Below are 21365 nucleotides of genomic sequence, written 5' to 3'. Positions count from 1 at the left end.
AAAATTGGTCTGTTCATGATCGGAAATGGTCATATGCTCTGGAATCATGACCGATAAACGCCAAACCCATCTCGACAGGCTTGACCGGGCGATTCTGTCCGAGTTGCAACATGATGCCGCGCAGCCCGTCGCAGAGCTCGCCCAGCGGGTCGGAAGTTCGGAATCGAGCGTTCGCCGGCGCATCAGGCGGCTGCGTGAGGATGGCGTGATCGAGCGCGAGGTCGCCTTGCTCAGCCATCACCACGGCGGGATCGAGATCATCGTCATTGTGACGATGAACGAGGAGCATTCGAGCCGCTATGACGTGCTCAAGCGCAGGTTCCAGAACGACGATGCCGTCGCGCAATGCTACCGCGTCACGGGCGAGGCCGACATGATCCTCCACGTGCGCGTAATGGACATGCGGCAATATGAAGCGTGGCTGGAGGACAATATCCTGTCCGATCCAGCCATCCGCCGCTGCACGTCACACGTCGTCTATTCGCGGATCAAGTTCTCGACCGCGATCACGTTGGCCGACTGAGCCGCCTCACCCCACCACGCCCGCGCTCGCCAGCACTGCCAGCGTCAGCACGTCAGGCACGGTCGCGGTCATCGGCACGATCTGCACCGGCTTCTCCACGCCCAGCAGCATCGGGCCGATCGTGGCGTTGCTGCCCAGTTCGCGCAGCAGCTTGGCCGAGAGGTTGGCCGATTGCAGCCCTGGCATGATCAGCACGTTGGCCGGGCCCGACAGGCGGCTGAACGGGTAGAGCGCCATCACCTTGGGATTCAGCGCGGCGTCAGGGGCCATTTCGCCCTCGTATTCGAAGCCCGGATCCTCGCGGTCGAGGATCGCCACCGCCTCGCGGATATTGTTGAGCCACTGGCCCGACGGATTGCCGAAGGTCGAATAGCTGAGGAACGCCACGCGCGGTTCGTGCCCCATGCGCCGCGCCACGGCTGCGGTTTCCTTGGCGATGTGAGCCAGTTCTTCGGCGTTGGGACGTTCGTTGATCGTGGTGTCGGCGAGGAAGGTGGTGTGGTTCTTGCCGATCATCATGTGGATGCCGAAAGGCAGCGCGCCTTCCTTGTGATCGAGCACCAGATTCACCTCGCGCACGGTCTGCGCAAAGGTGCGGGTCATCCCGGTAATCATCCCGTCCCCGTGGCCAAGCGCGACCAGCAGCGCGGCGAAGACGTTGCGTTCCTGATTGACCATTCGGCGCACGTCGCGCTCGGTAAAGCCGCGCCGCTGGAGCCGCTTGTAGAGATAGGCGACCATCGCCGGCACATGCTCGCTATCGGCCGAGTTCTGGATCTCGAAGCTGCCGGGATCGCTGACCGAAAGCTGGTGCAGCTTGTCGAGCACGGCCTTGGTGCGTCCGACGAGGATGGGCGTGCCGTAGCCGAAATCGCGGTACTGGATCGCGGCGCGCAGCACCACTTCCTCTTCCGCCTCGGCGAACACCATGCGCTTGGGGTTCGACTTGGCGACTTCATAGACGCCGCTGAGCACCGAGGTGGTGGGGTTGAGGCGGCTGCGCAGCTGCATCCGGTAGGCCTCGAAATCCTCGATCCGCGCCCGCGCCACGCCGGAATCCATCGCCGCCTTGGCCACCGCAGAGGACACCACCTCGATCAGGCGCGGGTCGAAGGGGGCGGGGATGATGTAGTCGGTGCCGAACTTGTGGTTCTTGCCATAGGCGCTTGCCACTTCCTCGGGCACCTGCTGGCGGGCCAATTCGGCGATGGCCTGGGCGGCGGCGACCTTCATCTCTTCGTTGATCGTGGTCGCCTGCACGTCGAGCGCGCCGCGGAAGATGAAGGGGAAGCCCAGCACGTTGTTGACCTGATTGGGGAAGTCGCTGCGCCCGGTGGCGATGATCGCATCGGGGCGCACGGCCTTGGCTTCGTCGGGCATGATTTCGGGCACGGGGTTGGCCATCGCGAAAATGATCGGCTTGTCGGCCATGCGCCGGACCCAGTCGGGCTTCAGCGCGCCTGCCGCCGACAGGCCGAGGAAGATGTCCGCGCCCACCAGCGCCTCTTCGAGACTGGTGGCGGTGGTTTCGACCGCATGGGCGCTCTTCCACTGGTCCATCCCCTCGCGGCCCGGCGTGATCGGGCCGGAACGGTCGCACAGGATGACATTGTCGTGCCGCACGCCCATCGCCTTGATCAGCGCGGTGCAGGCAATCGCGGCCGCGCCCGCGCCGTTGACCACCACCTTGACGTCGCGGATGTCGCGCCCGGTGAGGTGGCAGGCGTTGAGCAGGCCCGCGGCGGTGATGATCGCGGTGCCGTGCTGGTCGTCATGCATCACCGGGATCTTCATCCGCTCACGCAAGGCGGCTTCGATGATGAAGCATTCGGGGGCCTTGATATCCTCAAGGTTGATGCCGCCGAAGGTCGGCTCCATCAGCGCGACGGCGTTGATGAAGGCCTCGGGATCTTCGGTGTCGAGCTCGATATCGATCGAATCGACGTCGGCGAAGCGCTTGAACAGCACCGCCTTGCCTTCCATCACCGGCTTGGAGGCGAGCGCGCCCAAGTTGCCCAGCCCGAGGATCGCGGTGCCGTTGGAGATCACTGCAACGAGGTTCGCCTTGGCGGTGTAGCGCGCGGCGAGCGAGGGATCGGCGGCGATGGCTTCGACCGGCACGGCGACGCCCGGCGAATAGGCAAGGCTAAGGTCTCGCTGCGAGGTCATCGGCTTGGTGGCGACGATCTCGAGCTTACCGGGGCGGATCGTCTCGTGGTAGAACAGCGCCTCGCGCGCGGTGAAGCCGCCCTTGTTTTGCGTGCCGTTTTCGTCGGCCATGGTGCCTGATCCCTCTTGCAATCCGTAACGTCGCTTGGCGCTTAGCGCCGCGTGGCGCGATGCGATAGGCCGGAAATCGCAAGGGGTCGGGGGAAAGCTGCAACAGTCGAGATTTCCGAATCGCCCCGCGAGGCGCTAGGCGATGCGCATGGCCGCGCGCGACGATCCCAAACCCACTCCGATGATGGCGCAATATCTCGCGCTGCGGGAAGAGGCGGGCGATGCGCTGCTGTTCTACCGCATGGGCGATTTCTTCGAGCTGTTCTTCGAGGATGCGAAACGCGCCGCCGCGATCCTCGACATCGCGCTGACGACGCGCGGCGAGCATGGCGGGCAGGCGATCCCGATGTGCGGGGTGCCCGTGCATTCGGCGGAGAGCTACCTTGCGCGCCTCATCAAGGCGGGCTGCCGGGTGGCGATCGCCGAACAGGTCGAAACGCCCGACGAGGCCAAGGCGCGCGCCAAGCGCGAAGGCACGCCGTCGTCGAAAGCGCTGGTCGGGCGCGCGATCGTGCGGCTGGTGACGGCGGGCACGCTGACCGAGGAAGCCCTGCTGGAACCGCGCCGCGCCAATGTGCTGGTCGCGCTGGCGGAGTTGCGCGGCACGGTGGGAATCGCCGCGATCGATGTCTCCACCGGTGCGATGGTGCTGGAGGAATGCGCGGCGGACCAATTGGGCGCGGCGCTGGCGCGGATTTCTCCGAGCGAAATCATTCTACCGGAAGCGAGTCCCCGCGAAGGCGGGGACCTCAGGCCGGAGGGCGAGACATTCACTGAGGTCCCCGCCTTCGCGGGGACTCGCGACATGGTCATCCACCGCCCGCGCTCGACCTTCGCCAGCGATGCAGGGGCCGAGCGGCTGAAGGCCCTGCATGGCGTCGCGACGCTCGATGCCTTCGGGGCGTTTTCCCGCGCGATGCTGGCTGCGGCGGGCGGGTTGGTGAGCTATCTCGACCATGTCGGACGCGGCACCCTGCCGCTGCTGCTGCCCCCGGTGGTGCGCGAGAGCGGCGGGACCATGGCGATGGATGCAGCGACGCGCGGCAGCCTCGAAATTCTGGAATCGGCGCAGGGCGGGCGGGCCGGGAGCCTGATCGGTGCGGTCGACCGCTGCGTGACCGGCGCGGGATCGCGGCTGCTGGCCGAGGATCTCTCCGCGCCCTTGCTGGACGCCGCTGCCATCGAGGCGCGGCTGGCGCTGGTGCAGTTCTGGCGCGATCGCCCGATCGAGCGCGCGCAATTGCGTGACATTCTGCGCGCCATTCCCGATCTGGGCCGTGCTCTCGGCCGGGTGGTGGCGGGCCGAGGCTCACCGCGCGATCTCGGCCAGCTGCGCGATGGTCTGAGCGAAGCGATGCGGCTCCACCACTGGCTCTCCGCCGCGCCAGACAAGCCCGCGCTGCTCGATCAGGTGATCGCTCGCCTCACCGGCCACGGCGCGCTGACCGACTGGCTGGCGCGCGCGCTGGTGCCCTCGCCGCCCACGGAACGCAGCGGCGGCGGCTTTATCGCCGATGGCTATGACGCGGCGCTTGACGAGCTGCGCGCCACCTCGGGCGATGCGCGCCGCGCGATTGCGGCGATGGAGGCGCGCTACCGCGAGGAAACGGGGATCGCCTCGCTCAAGATCCGTCACAACGGCGTGTTGGGCTATTTCATCGAAGTGCCGGCGCGCCATGCCGATGCGCTGATGGCCCCGGAAAGCGGCTTCACCCACCGCCAGACCATGGCCGGCGCGGTGCGGTTCAACTCGCTGAAACTGCACGAGGAAGCCGCCCGCATCGCCGAGGCCGGGGGCCATGCGCTAGCGGCGGAGGAAGCGCATTTCGAGGAGTTGGTCGCCGCCGTGGTCGAAGCCCGCGAAGCCATCGCCGCGACCGCCGCCGCGCTCGCCCGGCTTGATGTCGGCGCGGGCAATGCCGAGCGCGCGGCGGAGGGCGACTGGTGCCGCCCCGCCATTGCCGAGGATGCGGGCCTCGCCATCACCGCCGGACGCCATCCGGTCGTCGAAGCCGCGCTGGCGAAGACCGGCGAGCGGTTCGTGGCCAACGACTGCAGCCTCGCGCAGGACAACCGCTTGTGGCTGATCGGCGGGCCGAACATGGGCGGCAAATCGACCTTCCTCAGGCAGAACGCGCTCATCGTGCTGCTGGCGCAGGCCGGGTGCTTCGTTCCCGCCAGCGCAGCGCGGATCGGCCTCGTCGACCGCTTGTTCAGCCGGGTGGGCGCGGCGGACAATCTGGCGCGGGGGCGCTCGACCTTCATGGTCGAGATGGTCGAAACCGCTGCGATTCTGGCGCAGGCCACGAACCGCAGCTTCGTGATCCTTGATGAAGTCGGGCGCGGCACGTCCACTTACGATGGCCTCGCGCTCGCCTGGGCGGTGGCCGAAGCGGTGCACTCGCAGATCGCCTGCCGCTGCCTGTTTGCCACGCATTATCATGAACTTGCCCGCCTCGCCGAGACCTGTGAGGCGCTGAGCCTCCACCACGTCCGCGCGCGCGAATGGCAGGGCGATCTGGTGCTGCTGCACGAGCTTGCCGATGGTCCGGCGGATCGCTCCTACGGTCTCGCCGTCGCGCGGCTGGCCGGGGTGCCCGCACCGGTGGTGGCGCGTGCGAAAACAGTGCTCGAGAAGCTTGAGGCGACCCGCGCGGCGACCGGGGGGATTGCGGCAGGACTAGGCGATCTGCCGCTCTTCGCCGCGCTGGCGGCCGAGCCTGCGCCCGCCTCGCCCGAGCAGCAGCTTGCCGAGGCGCTGCGCAACGCCGATCTTGATGCGCTGACCCCGCGCGAGGCGCTCGATCTGCTCTATGACTGGAAGCGCGCGCTGCCCTGACAAGCGGGCTGCAGAATCGCGCGCGGCTTCAACCAAGAGTTAACCGTGCTGCGGCTATTCTCACGGTCATGTACAAGGCCGTTTTCCAGAACAGCAAGGCCGCGCTCGCCTTCGCCGCGATGATCCTGTTCAGTGCCGTCTCGATGGTCGGCACGTCGGAGGATAACGGCTTGCTGATTCGCGCCGTCGACAATCTCGAAGCGCAGCGTGCCAGCATCGTCAGCGATGCGGCGGAATTTGCCGAGCGCAACAGCGGCGGCGACGAGCCGAAGGCCGAAGCGCCCGAACCCAAAGTGTTCGGCGATTTCAACCCCGATGACGAAGCCACCGGGCGCCAGCTCAAGACCGTGGTGCAAAAGGGCCCGCCGCCGCCGGGGCACGATCTCATGACCGCCCCGCTGGCGCCCGGCGCGCAGATCGGCGACGACCAGCCCGCCGAACCGGTGATCACCGATCGCCAGATGACGATTGAGCCGAACTAGTCCGAAAGATCAGATGGCGGGCTTGCGCTCGACCAGTTCCTCGCCGTCCGCAACCATTTCCTCGTCGTCATCATTGTCGGTGGTGTCGCGGCCATAGGCGTTGGCTTCATCGTCGTGATTGGGCTCGCCGGCATAGGCGGACATGTCGATCTGCCCGCTGCGTTCCATGCGGCGCATCTCGTCGATCAGATCGCCCTTGCTCGCCGGGGCGACCTCCATGCCGCTGCCTTCGGGCTTGATGCTCTCGGTCGGGCCGGAGGTGTGGCTTTCCTCGCGCTGCGCATCGGCGGCGACATCCTGCGCCTGCTTGCCGCGCATTTCCTGTTCGGCATTGCGCGCTTCGGGCGGCAGGCCTTCGGGATGGCCGGGCACGGTGGTGTCGGAATGGCTCATGGGAATTCTCCTTCTGCAGGCTCAAGTGCCCACAGCAGGAAATGTTGCCGAAGCTGCGCCGGAATGCCCGTCCCGCGCGACCGTCAACGGGTCGGGACCGGCGCCTCGCCCGTGTAATCGTAGAACCCGCGCCCGGTCTTGCGGCCCAGCCACCCGGCCTCGACATACTTTACCAGCAGCGGCGCGGGGCGATACTTGCTGTCGCGGGTGGTTTTGTAGAGCACCTTGATGATGTCGAGACAGGTGTCGAGCCCGACGAAATCCGCGAGTTGCAGCGGCCCCATCGGGTGATTGAGGCCGAGGCGGCAGCCCTTGTCGATATCCTCGATCCCCGCGGTCGACTGGCCGAGCACAAAGACGGCCTCGTTGATCATGGGCAGCAGGATGCGATTGACCACGAAGCCGGGCTCGTCCTGGCTCAGCACCACTTCCTTGCCGAGGCCCCGCGCAAAGGCGGTCACGGCGTCGGTGGTGGCCTGCGCGGTGGCGAGGCCGGGGATGACCTCGATCAGGCCCATCACCGGCACCGGGTTGAAGAAGTGCAGGCCGATGAAGCGCTTGGGATCGGGCGAGTGGTTCGCCATCCGCGTGATCGGGATCGAGGAGGTATTCGACGCCATGATCGCGTCCGCGTTCAGCACCTTGCCCGCGTTCTCGAAGATCGCGTTCTTGATCTCTTCGCGCTCGGTCGCGGCTTCGATGATGAGGTCGGCGTCGGCAAAAGGGGCGTAATCGGCGACCGGCGTGATGCGGGCGAGCAGCTTTTCGGCCTCGTCCGCCTCGATCTTGCCGCGGCCCATCAGCTTCGCGAGCGCCTTCTCGACATTGGCTTTCCCGGCTTCGGCACGGGCGAGGTCGATATCGGCGATCATGACACTCATGCCATGGGCGGCGACGGTCTGGGCAATGCCGGTGCCCATCTGACCGGCGCCAATGACGGCGATGTTGCGCATGGGGCTGGTCATGGGGAGGCGTGTCCTTCGCAAGTGCAGCAAAGACGCCGCCCTAGCGAGGAAGCGCACGGCTGGCTAGCGATTAGCGCGCTACCTGTTCTTACCGGGAACCCACGTCACATCCGCACGGCCATCGTCGTTCGCCACGCGGGCGAGCACGAAGAGCAGGTCGGACAGCCGGTTGATGTAGGCGAGTGCCGCGGGGTTGACCGCGTCCTGCGCGGCGAGCGCCACCATCGCGCGTTCGGCCGCGCGGGTGGTCGCGCGGGCGACATGGACGCGTGCCGCCGCCTCGCTCCCGCCGGGCAGCACGAAGCTGGTGAGCGGTTCGAGCCGCTCGTTGAGCGCATCGATCTGCTGTTCGATCCATTCGGCTTGGCTGGGGACGATCCGCAGCACCATTTCCGACGGGGCAAAGTCGCCGTCCGCCGCCGGGGTCGCAAGGTCAGCGCCGAGATCGAACAGGTCGTTCTGGACGCGGGTCAGAAGCGCACGCTCGGTCTCGCCGGGCAAGGCACAGATCGCCAGGCCGATCGCCGAATTCGCCTCGTCCACCAGCCCCATCGCGGCGATCCGCGCCGAATGCTTGGGACAGCGCGAGCCGTCGACGAGACCCGTCGTCCCGTCATCCCCGGTGCGGGTGTAGATGCGGTTCAGCCTGACCATCGTGAAAGGGCTCTAGCGCGAGGCCGCCATGATGATCGCCACCACGACGATCGCCAGCGCCTGATACTTGATGCGCGCGAACATCGCCTTGTTCTGGGCGAGCTGCATGTCGGTCGCGGTTTCGCTCTCGCCTGTCTCAAGGTCGATCTTGGTGGTCTTGAGGAACGCAATGATCCCCTTGATCAGCGAAAAGGCCACCAGCCCCATGAGGACGAGCAGAACGGGTACGAGGACATAGTTCATGTCTCCTAAATGGACGCGCGGGCTTCAGGTTCCAAGTGCCAAATGTTGCACCCTGAGTTGTGCGGCAAGCATCTGCCCGTCCTCACCCGCTTCGCGCCGCTCTGCCAGAGCGGGCGATCTGCGGCGTTTGGCGAGCTTTTCGCCGTCCGCGCCCATCAGCAGCGGGTGGTGATGCCAGCGTGGCACCGGCAAGCCGAGCAGCGCTTGCAGGGTGCGGTGGACGTGGCTGGCGGCGCACAGATCGGCGCCGCGCGTCACCAGCGTCACGCCGTCGGCGGCATCGTCGAGCGTTACGGCGAGGTGGTAGGAAGCGGGCAGATCCTTGCGCACCAGCACCACATCGCCGAGTCCGGAGAGGTCGACCTGTTGCGGCCCCGCCAGCGCATCTTCCCATGTGAGCGGGCCAGTCTCCGCCAGCGCCTTGGCCGCATCCAGCCGCCATGCCGCGGGGCGCGCGGGATCGGGGGCGCGGTGCTTGCAGGTGCCGGGGTAGATCAGGCCCTCGAGGCCGGGGCGCGCGCCCGCGTCCTCGATCTCTTTGCGGGTGCAGGTGCAGGGGTAGATAAGGCCCCGCGCCCGCAGCGCCTCGGCAGCGGCGGCATAGCTGGAGAGGCGGGTCGATTGCGCGGGCACCTCTTCCCATGTCAGCCCCAACCACGCCAGATCGCGGCGGAATTCCTCGGCCAGTTCGGCGCGCGAGCGGGGGCCGTCGATATCCTCGATCCTGAGCAGAAACCGACCGCCGCTGGCGCGCGCCAGATCATGCGCGACGATCGCCGAGAGCGCGTGCCCCAGATGCAGCCGCCCGTTGGGGCTGGGTGCAAAACGGGTCACGGGAGGTGGGACGCCATTCATCGCCTCGCCCATGCCACAGGACATATCCTCGCGCTATCCACAGGCTCTCCACATCGTGTCCCTGTGGATATGCGCCCTGTAATGGGTTTGACTCTTTCTCCTGTCACGTCAGGATGCAGCCAATCAGGGAGGAACGCACCCGTGTTCAATGCCGAACTGATCGAGAAAGCGGCCAAGTTCCGCGGGATCGAGGAAGATCCGACCCGCAATCTCTCGGCCTGTCCGGCGCTGGTGCTCAACGCCGATTACACGCCGCTGTCCTATTACCCGCTCAGCCTGTGGCCGTGGCAGACCGCGATCAAGGCGGTGTTTCTCGACCGGGTGGACATCGTTGCGAGCTACGAGCGCGAGGTGCACTCGCCCAGCCTCGACATGAAGATCCCGAGCGTCATCGCGCTCAGGCAATATGTGAAGCAGAGCGAGTTTCCCGCCTTCACCCGCTTCAACGTGTTCCTGCGCGATCGCTTCCAGTGCCAGTATTGCGGCAGCCACGATCACCTGACCTTCGACCACGTCACCCCGCGCCGGCTGGGCGGGCGCACGACGTGGGAGAACATCATCACCGCCTGCGCGCCCTGCAACATGAGGAAGGGCGGGCGCACCCCCAAACAGGCGGGCATGAGCCTCCACCAGGCCCCGATCCGCCCGACCTCGTGGCAATTGCAGCAGGCCGGCAAGCAGTTCCCGCCCGGCTACCTCCACGAAACCTGGCGCGACTGGCTGTACTGGGACGTCGAGCTGGAGGCCTAGAACGCGCCTTAAGCGTTACAAAGCGGACACCGTGTCCGCTTTGGAAGTGTGCTTTTTCATCAATGGTTTCATTGACTAAAGCCGCATTCCGTGAAGCGGACGGACAGGGGAGCCCGGGCTTGATTCGCACCTTGAGGATTCAACGGCCTCGCAGGCCGGGCACAACGATGAAAAAGAGCCGTGCCAGATCGTAATGTCCTACCGCCGTGTAGGAAATGTCGGCAATCGCGCGGGGTCTGGCAGGGGCTGCCGTTTGGGAAGCGACCCCACCTTGGTCAATTCGCGCGCGATCAGGAATGTTTTGAAGCCGACACCGTGTGGGCGGGGTCAGCAACGGTGGTGGCGCCGATTGTCGAACCCCTGGGCGGTTATTGCGCAGACCGCGCGGACTCCCGGTGGTTTCCGAGGTCTGAACGCCATTCTGACGTCGCCCGGAGCCTGCGCAGCAAGACCCCGGGCGACACTGAGAGAATGTGAGGATCAATTCGTTTTCGGCCGGACCGACGTGTTGTGCGCCCAGATGCGATCGATCGGCATGTAGTATGCCCGGCAGGCCTCCTTCGAACAGGTCGTTCCACGCGGGATGCCGCGGCTGTGAATGCCCATGGCGTACACATCCGTTGATCCGTTTATGTAGTAGAACCAAGGCCCTCCGCTATCACCCGGCTTGCTCAGGCGTTCCTGAATCGAGTTCCCGACCTCGACGTAGCCGTAATTTGTGCCCGAACCGACAAATGTGCTGAGCACCTCACCGCAGGTTATCCCGGTCGTGAAACCCGACTTGCAGGTTGCATATCCCACGCGGGCCGAACCGCCGCTGATCCAGTTGGTCACCCGGAACGTGCCTCGATCCGGGAATTGCGGGATGGCGTTGTAGTCCTTGTATTCGACGAGGTTGCGCACCGATGCACTGCCGACCGAATAGATCGCGTAGTCGTATATGCCGTTGAAGCTCTGGCTCAGCGGCACGACAGGATCGCCGAGCCTTATGTAGTGGTCAACGATGTAAAGATGCAGCGGCGGGCCACAGTGGCCGGCGGTCACGATGCCCTGCTTGCCGTTGTCGTAGGTCACACCGAAACCGACTGTGCACCATGGCTGGCCTTCCTCGCGGTCAGGGAATGAATGGTGAATGGTCATTCCGCCTTGGGCAAAATCGCCGGTCTGTGCGCCAACCGGTGCCGTCGACTGTTCGTTCATCACCAATGGGCCAACCCTGACCTGAATCAGCCCGTTCAAATCATTCGGGATGAGGCCTCTGGCGCGTTGGGCGTCCTGATTGGACGCGACTGTCACGATCACCTTCTGCGTCCGCGGATAAAACCCCGCGTCGAATTTGAGCCCCGCATTGTTCAGGACCCCGGCAACCAGCTCAAGTGCCTGCTCGTTTTCCTTGCGAGTTTTCGACACGACGCGGGTTTGCACATATTTGCGCAGCTTGGGATCGAGCGACTGCACGAACACCGTGCGATCGGACTTGTCGGTGAAAGTGACGATCACCTTGAACTGCGGCTCGTGTTCTAGCCAGACATCGTCGTAAGGCTTACCCGGATCGCCGCCGAGCTGGCTGGTGACAAGGTGCTGAACCTCCAACCGCTCGATCGCATCGGCCTGGCTGATCCCAAATCGCTTCTGCAAATAGTCGACGGCGGGGTTCGTCGCTGAGGCGACCGGTGCAGGCTGATCGACACCGCGGGCATCGGGTGGCGGTGCCGGTAAATCCTGCGCCAGAGCGGTAGAAGCCGGGAGGGCTAGCCCCACAGTCAATGCGAGACAGGATGAAACAGAGACAATGCGCTTCATTGGACTTCTCCGACTATTGTGGCGTCCTTGGGACATTGAGGAGGCGGTGTAGACACCAGTTTTGCGAGCATGGGGCTGTCCGCAGGCACGTTGCCGCCGCCCCACTGCATCTCTCGTCCAAGCGGGACTCGCTCGGTGCCGATGACGATCTCGTTGGCCTCGGCATCCATACGCGCCGCTGGGGGAAGCAGCGCAAGCGAGGGCACGCCGCCGGCGTTGAAGACCAGACAGCCGTCCGAGATTTCAAGCGAACCCGTCAGCAATGCCTCGGGCATGCCGGGATCGCTTTGATAGCGTGCGATGAAGACATCCGCTTTTGCTGACGAATTCAAACTGCCGGCGGTCTCCATCCTGTCGCTTGCCGAAGAATCATCCGAAGGTCGCGGATCGGGCGGAGAGCGGGTTTCATTGCAGGCAACGAGCATGAAGGCTGTGCATGCAAGCAGAACGACATTCTTCATGAGTGTACTCCACGACAGCAGAACACAATCTGTTCTGATCAGCTTAAGCGGTGCAAGTCGTGGAAGTTCCAATGGGTTATCAGTTTAAACCCGGGGTCCCGGCAACCAGTATGTATGAACAGGCAATCGTGCTGCTCGGCGAAGGGCAAGACGGAAAGGTGCCGCTGCCGGTTTCCACCCCACAAGCGGCCCATCGCTATCCAGGCCCGGCTTCCCGAAAGCTCCACGGCACCGCGTGGATCGCTCGCCGCGCACCCAACCCCTTGCCTTTCGCAGCCCGCCCGCCTAAGCGCGCGCACTTCACTGACACGAATCAATCAGCCAGCCTGGCGACAAGGGCTGCCATGGCCGGTTCCGACGTGTCTCACTCAGGAGATGAAAATGCCCAAGCTGAAGACCAAGAGCGGCGTGAAGAAGCGCTTCAAGCTCACCGCCACTGGCAAGGTCAAGCACGGCGTCGCTGGCAAGCGTCACCGTCTGATCAGCCACAATGCGAAGTATATCCGCCAGAACCGCGGCACTTCCGTCCTGTCGGCGCATGATACGCCGACGATCAAGAAGTGGGCGCCCTACGGGCTCGATTGATGCGAGACGGGCTTCGGCCCTGCGCATCCTCAAGATAAGGATATACTGATATGGCACGCGTCAAAAGGGGTGTTACCACCCGCGCCAAGCACAAGCGGATTCTGGACCAGGCCAAGGGCTATCGTGGTCGCCGCAAGAACACCATCCGCATCGCCCGTCAGGCGGTCGAAAAGGCCGGGCAATATGCCTACCGCGACCGCAAGGTGAAGAAGCGGACCTTCCGTGCTCTCTGGATCCAGCGCATCAACGCTGCGGTTCGCATGGAAGGCCTGACCTATTCGCAGTTCATGCACGGCATCAAGCTGGCCGGGATCGAGCTCGACCGCAAGGCGATGGCCGATCTCGCGATGAACGAAGGCGGCGCCTTCAAGGCCGTGATCGCTCAGGCGAAGGCCGCATTGCCGGCGTAAGCCGCCGCGGGCTCACAAGCCACTGATACGCAAGGGGCGGGTGTCTTCGGGCACCCGCCCTTTTGCTGTCCGGCTTGTATGAAACCGTCACCGCCCTTGTATAACCGCGTCATCTCCGGCTATTTGACGCCATGGGGGATAGGGCGCACACCAACGGCACAGTGCCGCCATCGGCCTACCGGCTGATCGCCGAATTCCGCGAACCGCCCGCGGAGTTCGAGGGGTGCTTCACCACCTTCTATCACATGACGCTGACGATTGATCCGGGCGCAGGCCCGCTGGTCGACTATCTCCAGCCCGAGTGGGCCAATATCCGGTTTTTCTGCGGCGGCGCGCCTGCGGCCGAGATCGGGGACACGCGGATCGCCGATGCGCCCTTCGTCGCCACCGGGGCGAGCGCGCTGCCGTGCCGCTTCACCATGCCTTCGGTGCAGATGTGGGGCGTGGGGTTCCTGCCGCTTGGCTGGGCGCGGTTTTTCGATGCCGATGCCAGCGCCTGCACCAACATGATCACCGACGGCGCGTCGCACCCCGTCTTCCGCCACTTCGCGGGGCTGACCGAGACCCTGTGCAACCCCGAGATCGACCGCGAGGAACAGTTCGCCGCGATCGTCGCCGCGATGCGCCAGCGGATGCGCCCGACGCGTGACGATGCCCGCATCCGCCGCGTCCATGCCGAGCTGGTCGAGGGCGAGCATGCCGCGGTGCACGATCTCGCCGATGCCTGCGCGATGAGCATCCGCACGCTGGAACGGCTGTGCATGCGCTATTTCGGCTTTGCGCCCAAGCTGCTGATGCGCCGCCAGCGCTTCATGCGCTCGCTCAGCACCTACATGCTCCAGCGCGGCAGCCGCTGGACCGAGGCGATGGACGCCCTCTACCACGATCAGGCGCAGTTCACCCGCGAGTTCCGCGAGTTCATGACCATGAACCCCAGCGAATATGCCGCGCTCGACCACCCGATCCTGACCTCCTTCATGGAGGCCCGCGCGCGGGTGTGGGGCAGCGCCGCGCAGACCCTCGATCCCCCCGCGCCGCCGCGGTAATCGCGGCACCGCGCGTGATCCCCTAGGCACGCGCTTGCCGGTTGCTCCGGCCTGTCCACGGTGTAAGAGCGGTGTCGGGGGTTTGTCACGATGCATGCAATGTCGGGCCATGCGGTGCAGCTGCGGTTTGCCTTGCCGGCGCCGATGCTGCGCCCTTACATCACCACCTTTTACCGCACCGATGTGGTCTGTCCGGCGCGCACGCCGTGGCTGGCGGATGCGCTTCATCCCGAATGGGTCAATCTGCGCTTCCTGAGCGCCGGGCGGGCGCAATCGGCAATCGGGCCGGGAGAGCCGCGCGCGTGCCCGGATTTCACCGTCACCGGCCCCACCAGCCGGGCGATGCGGTTCCGGATGGGGTCGGGGCACAGCTGGGGGATCGGGCTGCTGCCTATGGGCTGGGCACGGCTGTTTGCCGCCCCCGCGAGCGACTATGCCGACCGCTTCGTCGATGGCGCGGCCGACCCGCTGTTCGCCGCCTTCGTCCCGCTGGCGCGCGCGCTGGCGGCAGGCAGCGGCGATTTTGCCGAGGAGCTGGCCCTGATCGAAACGCATCTCGAGCAGGTCTTCGCCGCCGCGCTGCCGCCGTGTCCCGCGCAGGAAGAGGCCATCGCCACCTTCAACGCTGCGCTGCTCGATCCCGAGGTGGTCACCGTGGCCGATATCGCCGCGCGAATGGGCGTCACCACGCGCTCGGTCGAGCGGCTGTCGGCCCGCGTCTTCGGCTTTCCGCCCAAGCTGCTGCTGCGCCGCCAGCGGTTTCTGCGGAGCCTCGCGCGCTTCATGCTCGATCCCTCGCTGACATGGCTCGGGGCGCTCGACAGCCACTATCACGACCAGCCACACTTCGTGCGGGACTTCCGGCGGTTCATGGGGATGAGCCCCTCGGCCTATGCGCGCGCGGACAAGCCACTGCTGGCGGCGGCGGCGCAGGCACGCAAGGCGGTAGCGGGCGAGGCGGTGCAGGGGCTCCATGCGCCGGCTGCGGCCCACGCATCCTGAGCGGCCCGATCGCCGACTGCCGCTTTGCAAATCGCGTGAATTGCCGCTAGCGGGCGGCGGCCCCTTTCCCTTTGCGAGAGATCGCCCGAGACCATGACCGACATCACATCCCAGACCGAGGCCGCGCTGGCCGCGATTGCTGCGGCCGACAGCCTCGACGCGCTTGAGACGCAGCGGCTCGACACGCTCGGCAAAAAGGGCTGGGTGAGCCTCGCGCTCAAGACGCTGGGCGGGATGAGCCCCGAGGAGCGCACCGCCGCCGCCCCCGCGATCCAGTCCGCCCGCGCGAGCATCGCCGAGGCGCTGGAGACGAAGAAGGCTGCGCTGGAAGCCGCCGCGCTCGAACAACAGCTGGCGCGCGAGAGGATCGACCTGACCCTGCCCGCGCAGGTCGCGCCCAAGGGGTCGGTGCATCCGGTCAGTCAGGTGATGGACGAGCTGGCGGAAATCTTCGCCGACCTCGGCTTCGCGGTCGCCACCGGGCCGGAGATCGAAGACGACTGGCACAACTTCACCGCGCTCAACATGGACGAGACCCACCCGGCGCGGGCGATGCACGACACGTTCTACTTCCCGGACAAGACCGGAGAGTGCCGCGAGATCCTGCTCCGCACCCACACCTCGCCGGTGCAGATCCGCGCCATGCTCGATCAGGGCGCGCCGATCCGCATCATCGCGCCGGGCCGCGTCTATCGCAGCGACAGCGACGCCACGCACACGCCGATGTTCCACCAGGTCGAAGGTCTGGTGATCGACCGCGACATCCACCTGGGCCACCTCAAGTGGACGCTGGAGACCTTCTTCAAGGCCTTCTTCGAGCGTGAGGATATCACCCTGCGCCTGCGCCCGAGCTACTTCCCCTTCACCGAACCGAGCGTTGAGGTCGACGTGGGCTATTCCACCGAAGGCGGCCGCCGCGTCGTCGGCGGGCGCGGCGATGCGCCGGGCCATGCGTGGATGGAGCTGGGCGGCAGCGGGATGGTCAACGCGCGGGTACTGGAATTCGCAGGGCTCGATCCGGCCGAGTGGCAGGGCTTCGCCTTCGGCCTCGGGATCGATCGCATCGCGATGCTCAAATACGGGATGAACGACCTGCGCGCCTTCTTCGACGGCGATCCGCGCTGGCTGGCGCATTACGGCTTCTCGCCCTTCGACCAGCCGACACTTTCCGCCGGTGTGGGAGCGCGCGCATGAAGTTCTCGCTGACCTGGCTCAAGGACCACCTCGAGACCACCGCCACCGTCGCCGAAATCTGTGATGCGCTCAACGCCATCGGGCTTGAGGTCGAGGGCGTCGAGGACCCGGCCGAGAAGCTGTCAGGGTTCCGCGTTGCTCACGTGCTGACCGCCGCGCGCCATCCCGATGCCGACAAGCTGCAGGTGCTCACCGTCGACACAGGCGAGGGCGATCCGCTGCAGGTCGTCTGCGGCGCACCCAATGCGCGCGCTGGAATGAAGGGCGTGCTGGGGCTTCCCGGCGCGGTGGTGCCCGCCAACGGCATGGTGCTCAAGAAGAGCGCGATCCGCGGCGTCGAATCGAACGGCATGATGTGCTCGGTGCGCGAGCTGGAGCTGGGCGAGGATCACGACGGGATCATCGAATTGCCCGAGGACGCGCCGGTCGGCAGCGATTTCGCGAGCTACCACGGCGCCTCGCCGGTGATCGAGGTCGCGGTGACGCCCAATCGCCCCGACTGCATGGGCGTCTACGGCATCGCCCGCGATCTTGCGGCCAAGGGGCTGGGGACGATGAAGCCGGTCGCGATGCCGTCGTTCGCGGCTGAGGGGGCCTGCCCAGTCGAAATTCGCACCGACGATCCCGAGGGTTGCCCGGCGTTCTACGGGCGCGTGATCAAGGGCGTTAAGAACGGCCCCTCGCCCGACTGGCTGCAACAGCGGCTGAAGAGCGCAGGGCAACGCCCCATTTCGCTGCTGGTCGATCTGACGAATTACCTGATGCTCGGCTACGGGCGTCCGGCGCACGTCTATGATCTCGCCAAGCTGCAAGGCGCGGTGGTGGCGCGGCGTGCCAAGGACGGCGAAGAGGTACTGGCGCTCAACGAGAAGACTTACACGCTGGACAGCGGAATGGTCGTGATCGCGGATGACGTGCAGGTGCATGACATCGCCGGGATCATGGGCGGCGAGCATTCGGGGGTGCAGGACGACACCACCGATGTGCTGCTCGAAATCGCATACTTCGATCCCGCCCGCATCGGCGCGACGGGGCGCAAGCTGGGGCTGTCCTCCGACGCGCGCACCCGTTTCGAGCGTGGGGTCGATCCCGAATTTCTCGATCAGGGCCTCGATCTGCTGACCGGCCTTATCGTCGAACTGGCGGGCGGCACGGCGAGCGAGGTCGTGCGCGCCGGTTCGCCGCCGTCCGACGCCAAGGTGATCGCCTTCGACCCCGGCCTGACCGCGCGCCTTGGCGGTGTCGAGGTGCCCGAGGACGAGCAGAAGCGCATCCTCGAAAGCCTCGGATTCACGGTATCCGCCGACTGGCAGGTCACCTGTCCGCTGCGCCGCCACGATATCGAAGGCCCCGCCGATCTGGTCGAGGAAGTCGTGCGCATCCACGGCCTCGACATGGTTGCCAGCGTCGCGCTCCCCCGCGTGGAAGGCGTCGCCCGCCCCACCGCCACGCCGCAGCAGAAGCTCGAGCGCGGTCTGCGCCGCGCGGCGGCTGCGAGCGGGCTCAACGAGGCGGTGACGTGGTCCTTCCTCCCGACGTGGGCGGCGGAGCACTTCGCCAGCGACCAGCCGCTGTGGGTGCTCGCCAATCCGATCAGCGAGGACATGAAGGCGATGCGCCCCTCGTTGCTGCCGGGGCTGCTGATGGCGGCCAAGCGCAATGCCGATCGCGGCGCGGCGGCGTCACGCCTGTTCGAGATCGGGCGGCGCTATTTCCGTGGCCAAGACGGCCTCAGCGACGAAAAGCCGACGCTCGGCATCGTGCTGGCGGGCGAGAAAACGCCGCGCGGATGGCAGAGTGGCAAGGCGCAAGGTTTCGACGCCTATGACGCCAAGGCGCTGGCGCTCCAGCTGCTCGAAGCGGCGGGCGCTCCGGTGGCGAACCTGATGGTGATGGGGGAAGCAGGTGCGCAGTTCCACCCCGGCCAGTCCGCCACCCTCAGGCTCGGCCCCAAGACCGTGCTGGCGCGCTTCGGGATGGTGCATCCGGCGACGCTCAAGGCGTTCGATGCCGACGGGCCGATCGCGGCGGTGGAGCTGTTCCTCGACGCGATCCCGCCGAAGAAGAACGCCGCCTTCGCGCGCGCCGGCTTCACCCCGCCCGCGCTGCAGGCCGTGACCCGCGACTTTGCTTTCCTCGTCCCCTCTGCCCTCGCGGCGGGTGATCTCGCGCGCGCGTTGCAGGGCGCGGACAAGGCAAGCATAACCGGCGTGCGTGTGTTCGACGTCTTCGCAGGGCAAGGCGTGCCCGAGGGCCACAAGTCCATCGCGATCGAAGTCACGCTCCAGCCGGGTGAGTCGAGTTTCAAGGATGCCGAGCTGAAGGCCATCGCCGAGAAGGTGGTGGCCGCTGCGGCCAAGCTGGGTGGGAGCCTGCGCGGATGACCAAGACTGCTTTCGTCACCGGCGCGACCGCCGGAATCGGCCTCGCCACGGTGCGCCGCCTCGTCAAGGACGGCTGGCGCTGCGTCGCCACCGGGCGGCGGCAGGAGCGGCTCGACGCGCTGGTCGCGGAGTTGGGCGCGGACAAGGTGCTGCCCTTGTGCTTCGACGTCCGCGACACCGACGCGCTTGATGCTGCTCTGGCGAGCCTCCCCGAGGGCTTCCGCGACATCGATCTGCTGGTGAACAACGCGGGCCTCGCGCAGGGGCTTTCGGCGGCGCAGAACGCCAATCTCGACGATTGGCAGACGATGATCGACACCAACATCACCGCGATGGTGGTGCTGACCCGCAAGCTCTTGCCGGGGCTAATCGAACGCAAGGGCGCGATCATCGCCATCGGCTCGGTCGCGGGGAGCTACGTCTATCCGGGTGGCAACGTCTATGCCGGGTCCAAGGCCTTCGCGAACCACTTCACGCTCGCCCTGCGCGCGGACCTCCACGGCACCGGCGTGCGTGTGACCAGCATCGAGCCGGGGATGGTCGAGACCGAGTTCACTGTGGTGCGCACCGGCAGCCAGCAGGCCTCGGACGATCTCTATCGCGGCGTGAACCCGATGACCGGCGAGGACATCGCCGACACCATCGGCTGGATCGCCAGCCTGCCGCCGCATCTCAACATCAACCGGATCGAACTGATGCCGGTCAACCAGGACTTCGCGGGCTTCCGCGTCGCACGCGACACACAGTGACCTCCAACCGCCGCACCTTCGCGATCATCTCGCACCCTGACGCGGGGAAGACCACGCTCACCGAAAAGCTGCTGCTGCAGGGCGGGGCGATCCACCTTGCGGGCGAGGTCAAGGCGCGGGGGCAGGCGCGGCGGGCGCGGTCGGACTGGATGAAGATCGAGCAGCAGCGCGGCATTTCGGTCACGTCGAGCGTGATGACCTTCCAGAAGGACGGGATCGTCTTCAACCTGCTCGACACGCCGGGACACGAGGATTTCTCGGAGGACACCTACCGAACGCTTACCGCCGTCGACAGCGCCGTCATGGTGATCGACGCGGCCAAGGGCATCGAGCCGCAGACCCGCAAGCTTTTCGAGGTGTGCCGCCTTCGCTCCGTGCCGATCATCACCTTCGTCAACAAGGTCGACCGCGAGGGCCGCGATCCGTTCGAGACGCTGGACGAGGTCGCCGACATGCTGGCGCTCGATGTCTCCCCGCAGATGTGGCCAATTGGCATGGGCGGTGAGTTCGAAGGCCTGCTCGATTTCGCGACCGAGACCGTCAGCCGCCCCGAAGGCCCGAGCCGCGAATTCCTCGGCACCCGCGACACCGCGGAAATCCCCCAGCGCTTCGCCGACGAGATCGAGCTGGCGCGTGGCGGGTATCCCGAATTCGACCTCGAGGCCTTCCGCCACGGCGATCTGACGCCGGTCTATTTCGGATCGGCGCTGAAGAATTTCGGCGTGACCGAGCTGATCGACGCCATCGCGCGCTTTGCGCCCCCGCCGCGTCCACAACCCGCAGGCGAGGAGCAGATCCCGCCGACCCGCGACGAGGTCACCGGCTTCATCTTCAAGGTGCAGGCCAACATGGACCCCAATCACCGCGACCGCATCGCCTTCATGCGGCAGGTTTCGGGCACTTTCAAACGCGGCATGAAGCTGACGCCGTCGGGCCTCGGCAAACCGATCGCGGTGCATTCGCCGATCCTGTTCTTCGCGCAGGACCGCGAGTTGGCGGACACGGCGGAAGCTGGCGACATCATCGGCATCCCGAACCACGGCACCTTGCGGGTGGGCGATACGCTGAGCGAGCGCAATCAGGTGCGCTTCACGGGCCTGCCCAACTTCGCGCCGGAAATCCTGCGCCGGGTGCAGCTGCGCGATCCGACCAAGACCAAGCAATTGAGGAAGGCGCTCGATGACCTTTCCGAAGAGGGCGTCATTCAGGTGTTCTACCCCGAGATCGGCTCGGCGCACATCGTCGGGGTGGTCGGCCAGCTCCAGCTGGAAGTGCTGATCAGCCGGCTGGAGGCCGAATACAAGGTCGAAGCCGTGCTCGAACCCTCACCCTTCGCCACCGCGCGCTGGATCAAGGGCGATGCCAAGGCGCTCGATGACTTCGCCAGCTTCAACCGCGCGAACGTGGCCAAGGACCGCGATGGCGACATGGTGTTCATGGCCAAGAGCCCGTGGGACGTCAGCTATCAGGTCGAAAAGAACCCCGAGCTGACCTTCTCGGCGACCAAGGAGCGATGATAGCGCCGACTGCTAGCGGGAGTTGTTGTCCTCCCAATCCAGACGATGAAGGAAGAAATTTCTCGCACTCTGGTCGATGAAAATGCGCACTGCCGTTAGGGCCGAAAACGCAGCTAACAGTACGGCAACCAAGTTTTCAAGTGGCTGATTTCTTGCCAAAAACAGAAGCGATCCGACGAAGAGTAGATCGAGCAGTCGTACCTTCAAGCTGTCGGAGCGGTAGTCACGGC

At 65.9% G+C, this 21365-nt stretch carries 20 protein-coding genes; 12 read left to right on the top strand and 8 right to left on the bottom strand.

What is annotated here, in order from left to right; genetic code table 11:
• Positions 1-46 precede the first annotated feature (46 nt).
• On the top strand, positions 47-523 hold the full coding sequence (locus BZF59_RS02850) for an Lrp/AsnC family transcriptional regulator (RefSeq protein ID WP_158094261.1): 477 nt from the start codon (positions 47-49) through the stop codon (positions 521-523).
• A gap of 6 nt (positions 524-529) precedes the next feature.
• On the opposite strand, the gene BZF59_RS02845 is transcribed toward BZF59_RS02850, so the two are convergent.
• Positions 530-2803 carry an NADP-dependent malic enzyme gene (locus BZF59_RS02845; protein ID WP_086606712.1) on the bottom strand — a complete coding sequence of 758 codons (2274 nt, stop codon included), beginning with the start codon at positions 2801-2803 and terminating at the stop codon, positions 530-532.
• Positions 2804-2951: 148 nt separating this feature from the next.
• Here BZF59_RS02845 and mutS point away from each other — a divergent pair, with 148 nt between their 5' ends.
• Both mutS and BZF59_RS02835 read left to right on the top strand, forming a co-directional pair.
• Positions 2952-5642: a DNA mismatch repair protein MutS gene (mutS, locus tag BZF59_RS02840; protein WP_245805986.1), complete on the top strand. Its 2691-nt coding sequence runs from the start codon at positions 2952-2954 to the stop codon at positions 5640-5642.
• A gap of 68 nt (positions 5643-5710) precedes the next feature.
• A complete protein-coding gene (locus BZF59_RS02835) occupies positions 5711-6124 on the top strand; it encodes a hypothetical protein (RefSeq protein ID WP_086606711.1) in 414 nt (137 codons plus the stop codon).
• Positions 6125-6133: 9 nt separating this feature from the next.
• Here BZF59_RS02835 and BZF59_RS02830 read toward each other — a convergent pair whose 3' ends face one another.
• The 5 genes from BZF59_RS02830 to gluQRS all read right to left on the bottom strand — a co-directional run bounded on the left by BZF59_RS02830 (position 6134) and on the right by gluQRS (position 9234).
• A complete protein-coding gene (locus BZF59_RS02830; RefSeq protein WP_086606710.1) occupies positions 6134-6517 on the bottom strand; it encodes a hypothetical protein in 384 nt (127 codons plus the stop codon).
• Between the two features lie 83 nt (positions 6518-6600).
• Complete coding sequence (locus BZF59_RS02825; protein WP_086606761.1) at positions 6601-7470, bottom strand: 3-hydroxyacyl-CoA dehydrogenase NAD-binding domain-containing protein; 870 nt, start codon at positions 7468-7470, stop codon at positions 6601-6603.
• Between the two features lie 90 nt (positions 7471-7560).
• The gene (locus BZF59_RS02820) at positions 7561-8136 is read right to left on the bottom strand and encodes a cob(I)yrinic acid a,c-diamide adenosyltransferase (RefSeq protein ID WP_086606709.1); all 576 of its coding nucleotides are present in this window, start codon (positions 8134-8136) and stop codon (positions 7561-7563) included.
• A gap of 12 nt (positions 8137-8148) precedes the next feature.
• Complete coding sequence (locus tag BZF59_RS02815) at positions 8149-8379, bottom strand: HIG1 domain-containing protein (RefSeq protein ID WP_086606708.1); 231 nt, start codon at positions 8377-8379, stop codon at positions 8149-8151.
• A 24-nt stretch (positions 8380-8403) separates the two neighbouring features.
• Entirely contained in the window at positions 8404-9234 is an 831-nt protein-coding gene (gluQRS, locus tag BZF59_RS02810) for a tRNA glutamyl-Q(34) synthetase GluQRS (RefSeq protein ID WP_086606760.1), read from the bottom strand.
• Positions 9235-9375: 141 nt separating this feature from the next.
• Between gluQRS and BZF59_RS02805 the strand changes: the two genes are divergently transcribed.
• Positions 9376-9984 carry an HNH endonuclease gene (locus BZF59_RS02805; protein ID WP_086606707.1) on the top strand — a complete coding sequence of 203 codons (609 nt, stop codon included), beginning with the start codon at positions 9376-9378 and terminating at the stop codon, positions 9982-9984.
• A gap of 480 nt (positions 9985-10464) precedes the next feature.
• Here BZF59_RS02805 and BZF59_RS02800 read toward each other — a convergent pair whose 3' ends face one another.
• Together BZF59_RS02800 and BZF59_RS02795 are read right to left on the bottom strand one after the other, a co-directional pair.
• Entirely contained in the window at positions 10465-11787 is a 1323-nt protein-coding gene (locus BZF59_RS02800) for a S1 family peptidase (RefSeq protein ID WP_143738073.1), read from the bottom strand.
• The gene (locus tag BZF59_RS02795; RefSeq protein WP_086606705.1) at positions 11784-12248 is read right to left on the bottom strand and encodes a hypothetical protein; all 465 of its coding nucleotides are present in this window, start codon (positions 12246-12248) and stop codon (positions 11784-11786) included. Before BZF59_RS02795 ends, BZF59_RS02800 begins: the two co-directional genes overlap by 4 nt.
• A 381-nt stretch (positions 12249-12629) precedes the next feature.
• Here BZF59_RS02795 and rpmI point away from each other — a divergent pair, with 381 nt between their 5' ends.
• The 8 genes from rpmI to BZF59_RS02755 all read left to right on the top strand — a co-directional run bounded on the left by rpmI (position 12630) and on the right by BZF59_RS02755 (position 21135).
• The gene (gene rpmI, locus BZF59_RS02790; RefSeq protein WP_086606759.1) at positions 12630-12833 is read left to right on the top strand and encodes a 50S ribosomal protein L35; all 204 of its coding nucleotides are present in this window, start codon (positions 12630-12632) and stop codon (positions 12831-12833) included.
• Between the two features lie 50 nt (positions 12834-12883).
• A complete protein-coding gene (rplT, locus tag BZF59_RS02785) occupies positions 12884-13243 on the top strand; it encodes a 50S ribosomal protein L20 (RefSeq protein WP_066531814.1) in 360 nt (119 codons plus the stop codon).
• Between the two features lie 131 nt (positions 13244-13374).
• Entirely contained in the window at positions 13375-14289 is a 915-nt protein-coding gene (locus tag BZF59_RS02780; protein ID WP_245805985.1) for a helix-turn-helix domain-containing protein, read from the top strand.
• A gap of 144 nt (positions 14290-14433) precedes the next feature.
• A complete protein-coding gene (locus BZF59_RS02775; protein WP_245805984.1) occupies positions 14434-15291 on the top strand; it encodes a helix-turn-helix domain-containing protein in 858 nt (285 codons plus the stop codon).
• 93 nt (positions 15292-15384) lie between these two features.
• Positions 15385-16485 (top strand): phenylalanine--tRNA ligase subunit alpha, encoded by a 1101-nt coding sequence (gene pheS, locus BZF59_RS02770; RefSeq protein ID WP_086606703.1) that lies wholly within the window; start codon positions 15385-15387, stop codon positions 16483-16485.
• Positions 16482-18869, top strand: a complete 2388-nt coding sequence (pheT, locus tag BZF59_RS02765; protein WP_086606702.1) for a phenylalanine--tRNA ligase subunit beta — start codon at positions 16482-16484, stop codon at positions 18867-18869. Before pheS ends, pheT begins: the two co-directional genes overlap by 4 nt.
• A complete protein-coding gene (locus BZF59_RS02760; protein WP_086606701.1) occupies positions 18866-19618 on the top strand; it encodes an SDR family NAD(P)-dependent oxidoreductase in 753 nt (250 codons plus the stop codon). The genes pheT and BZF59_RS02760 overlap by 4 nt, the downstream gene beginning before the upstream one ends.
• The gene (locus BZF59_RS02755) at positions 19615-21135 is read left to right on the top strand and encodes a peptide chain release factor 3 (RefSeq protein ID WP_086606700.1); all 1521 of its coding nucleotides are present in this window, start codon (positions 19615-19617) and stop codon (positions 21133-21135) included. Before BZF59_RS02760 ends, BZF59_RS02755 begins: the two co-directional genes overlap by 4 nt.
• Positions 21136-21365: the final 230 nt, after the last annotated feature.

The sequence above is a fragment of the Erythrobacter donghaensis genome, from assembly GCF_002155425.1.
Lineage (GTDB): Bacteria > Pseudomonadota > Alphaproteobacteria > Sphingomonadales > Sphingomonadaceae > Erythrobacter > Erythrobacter donghaensis.
This window is presented reverse-complemented; position numbering and strand designations above follow the sequence as displayed.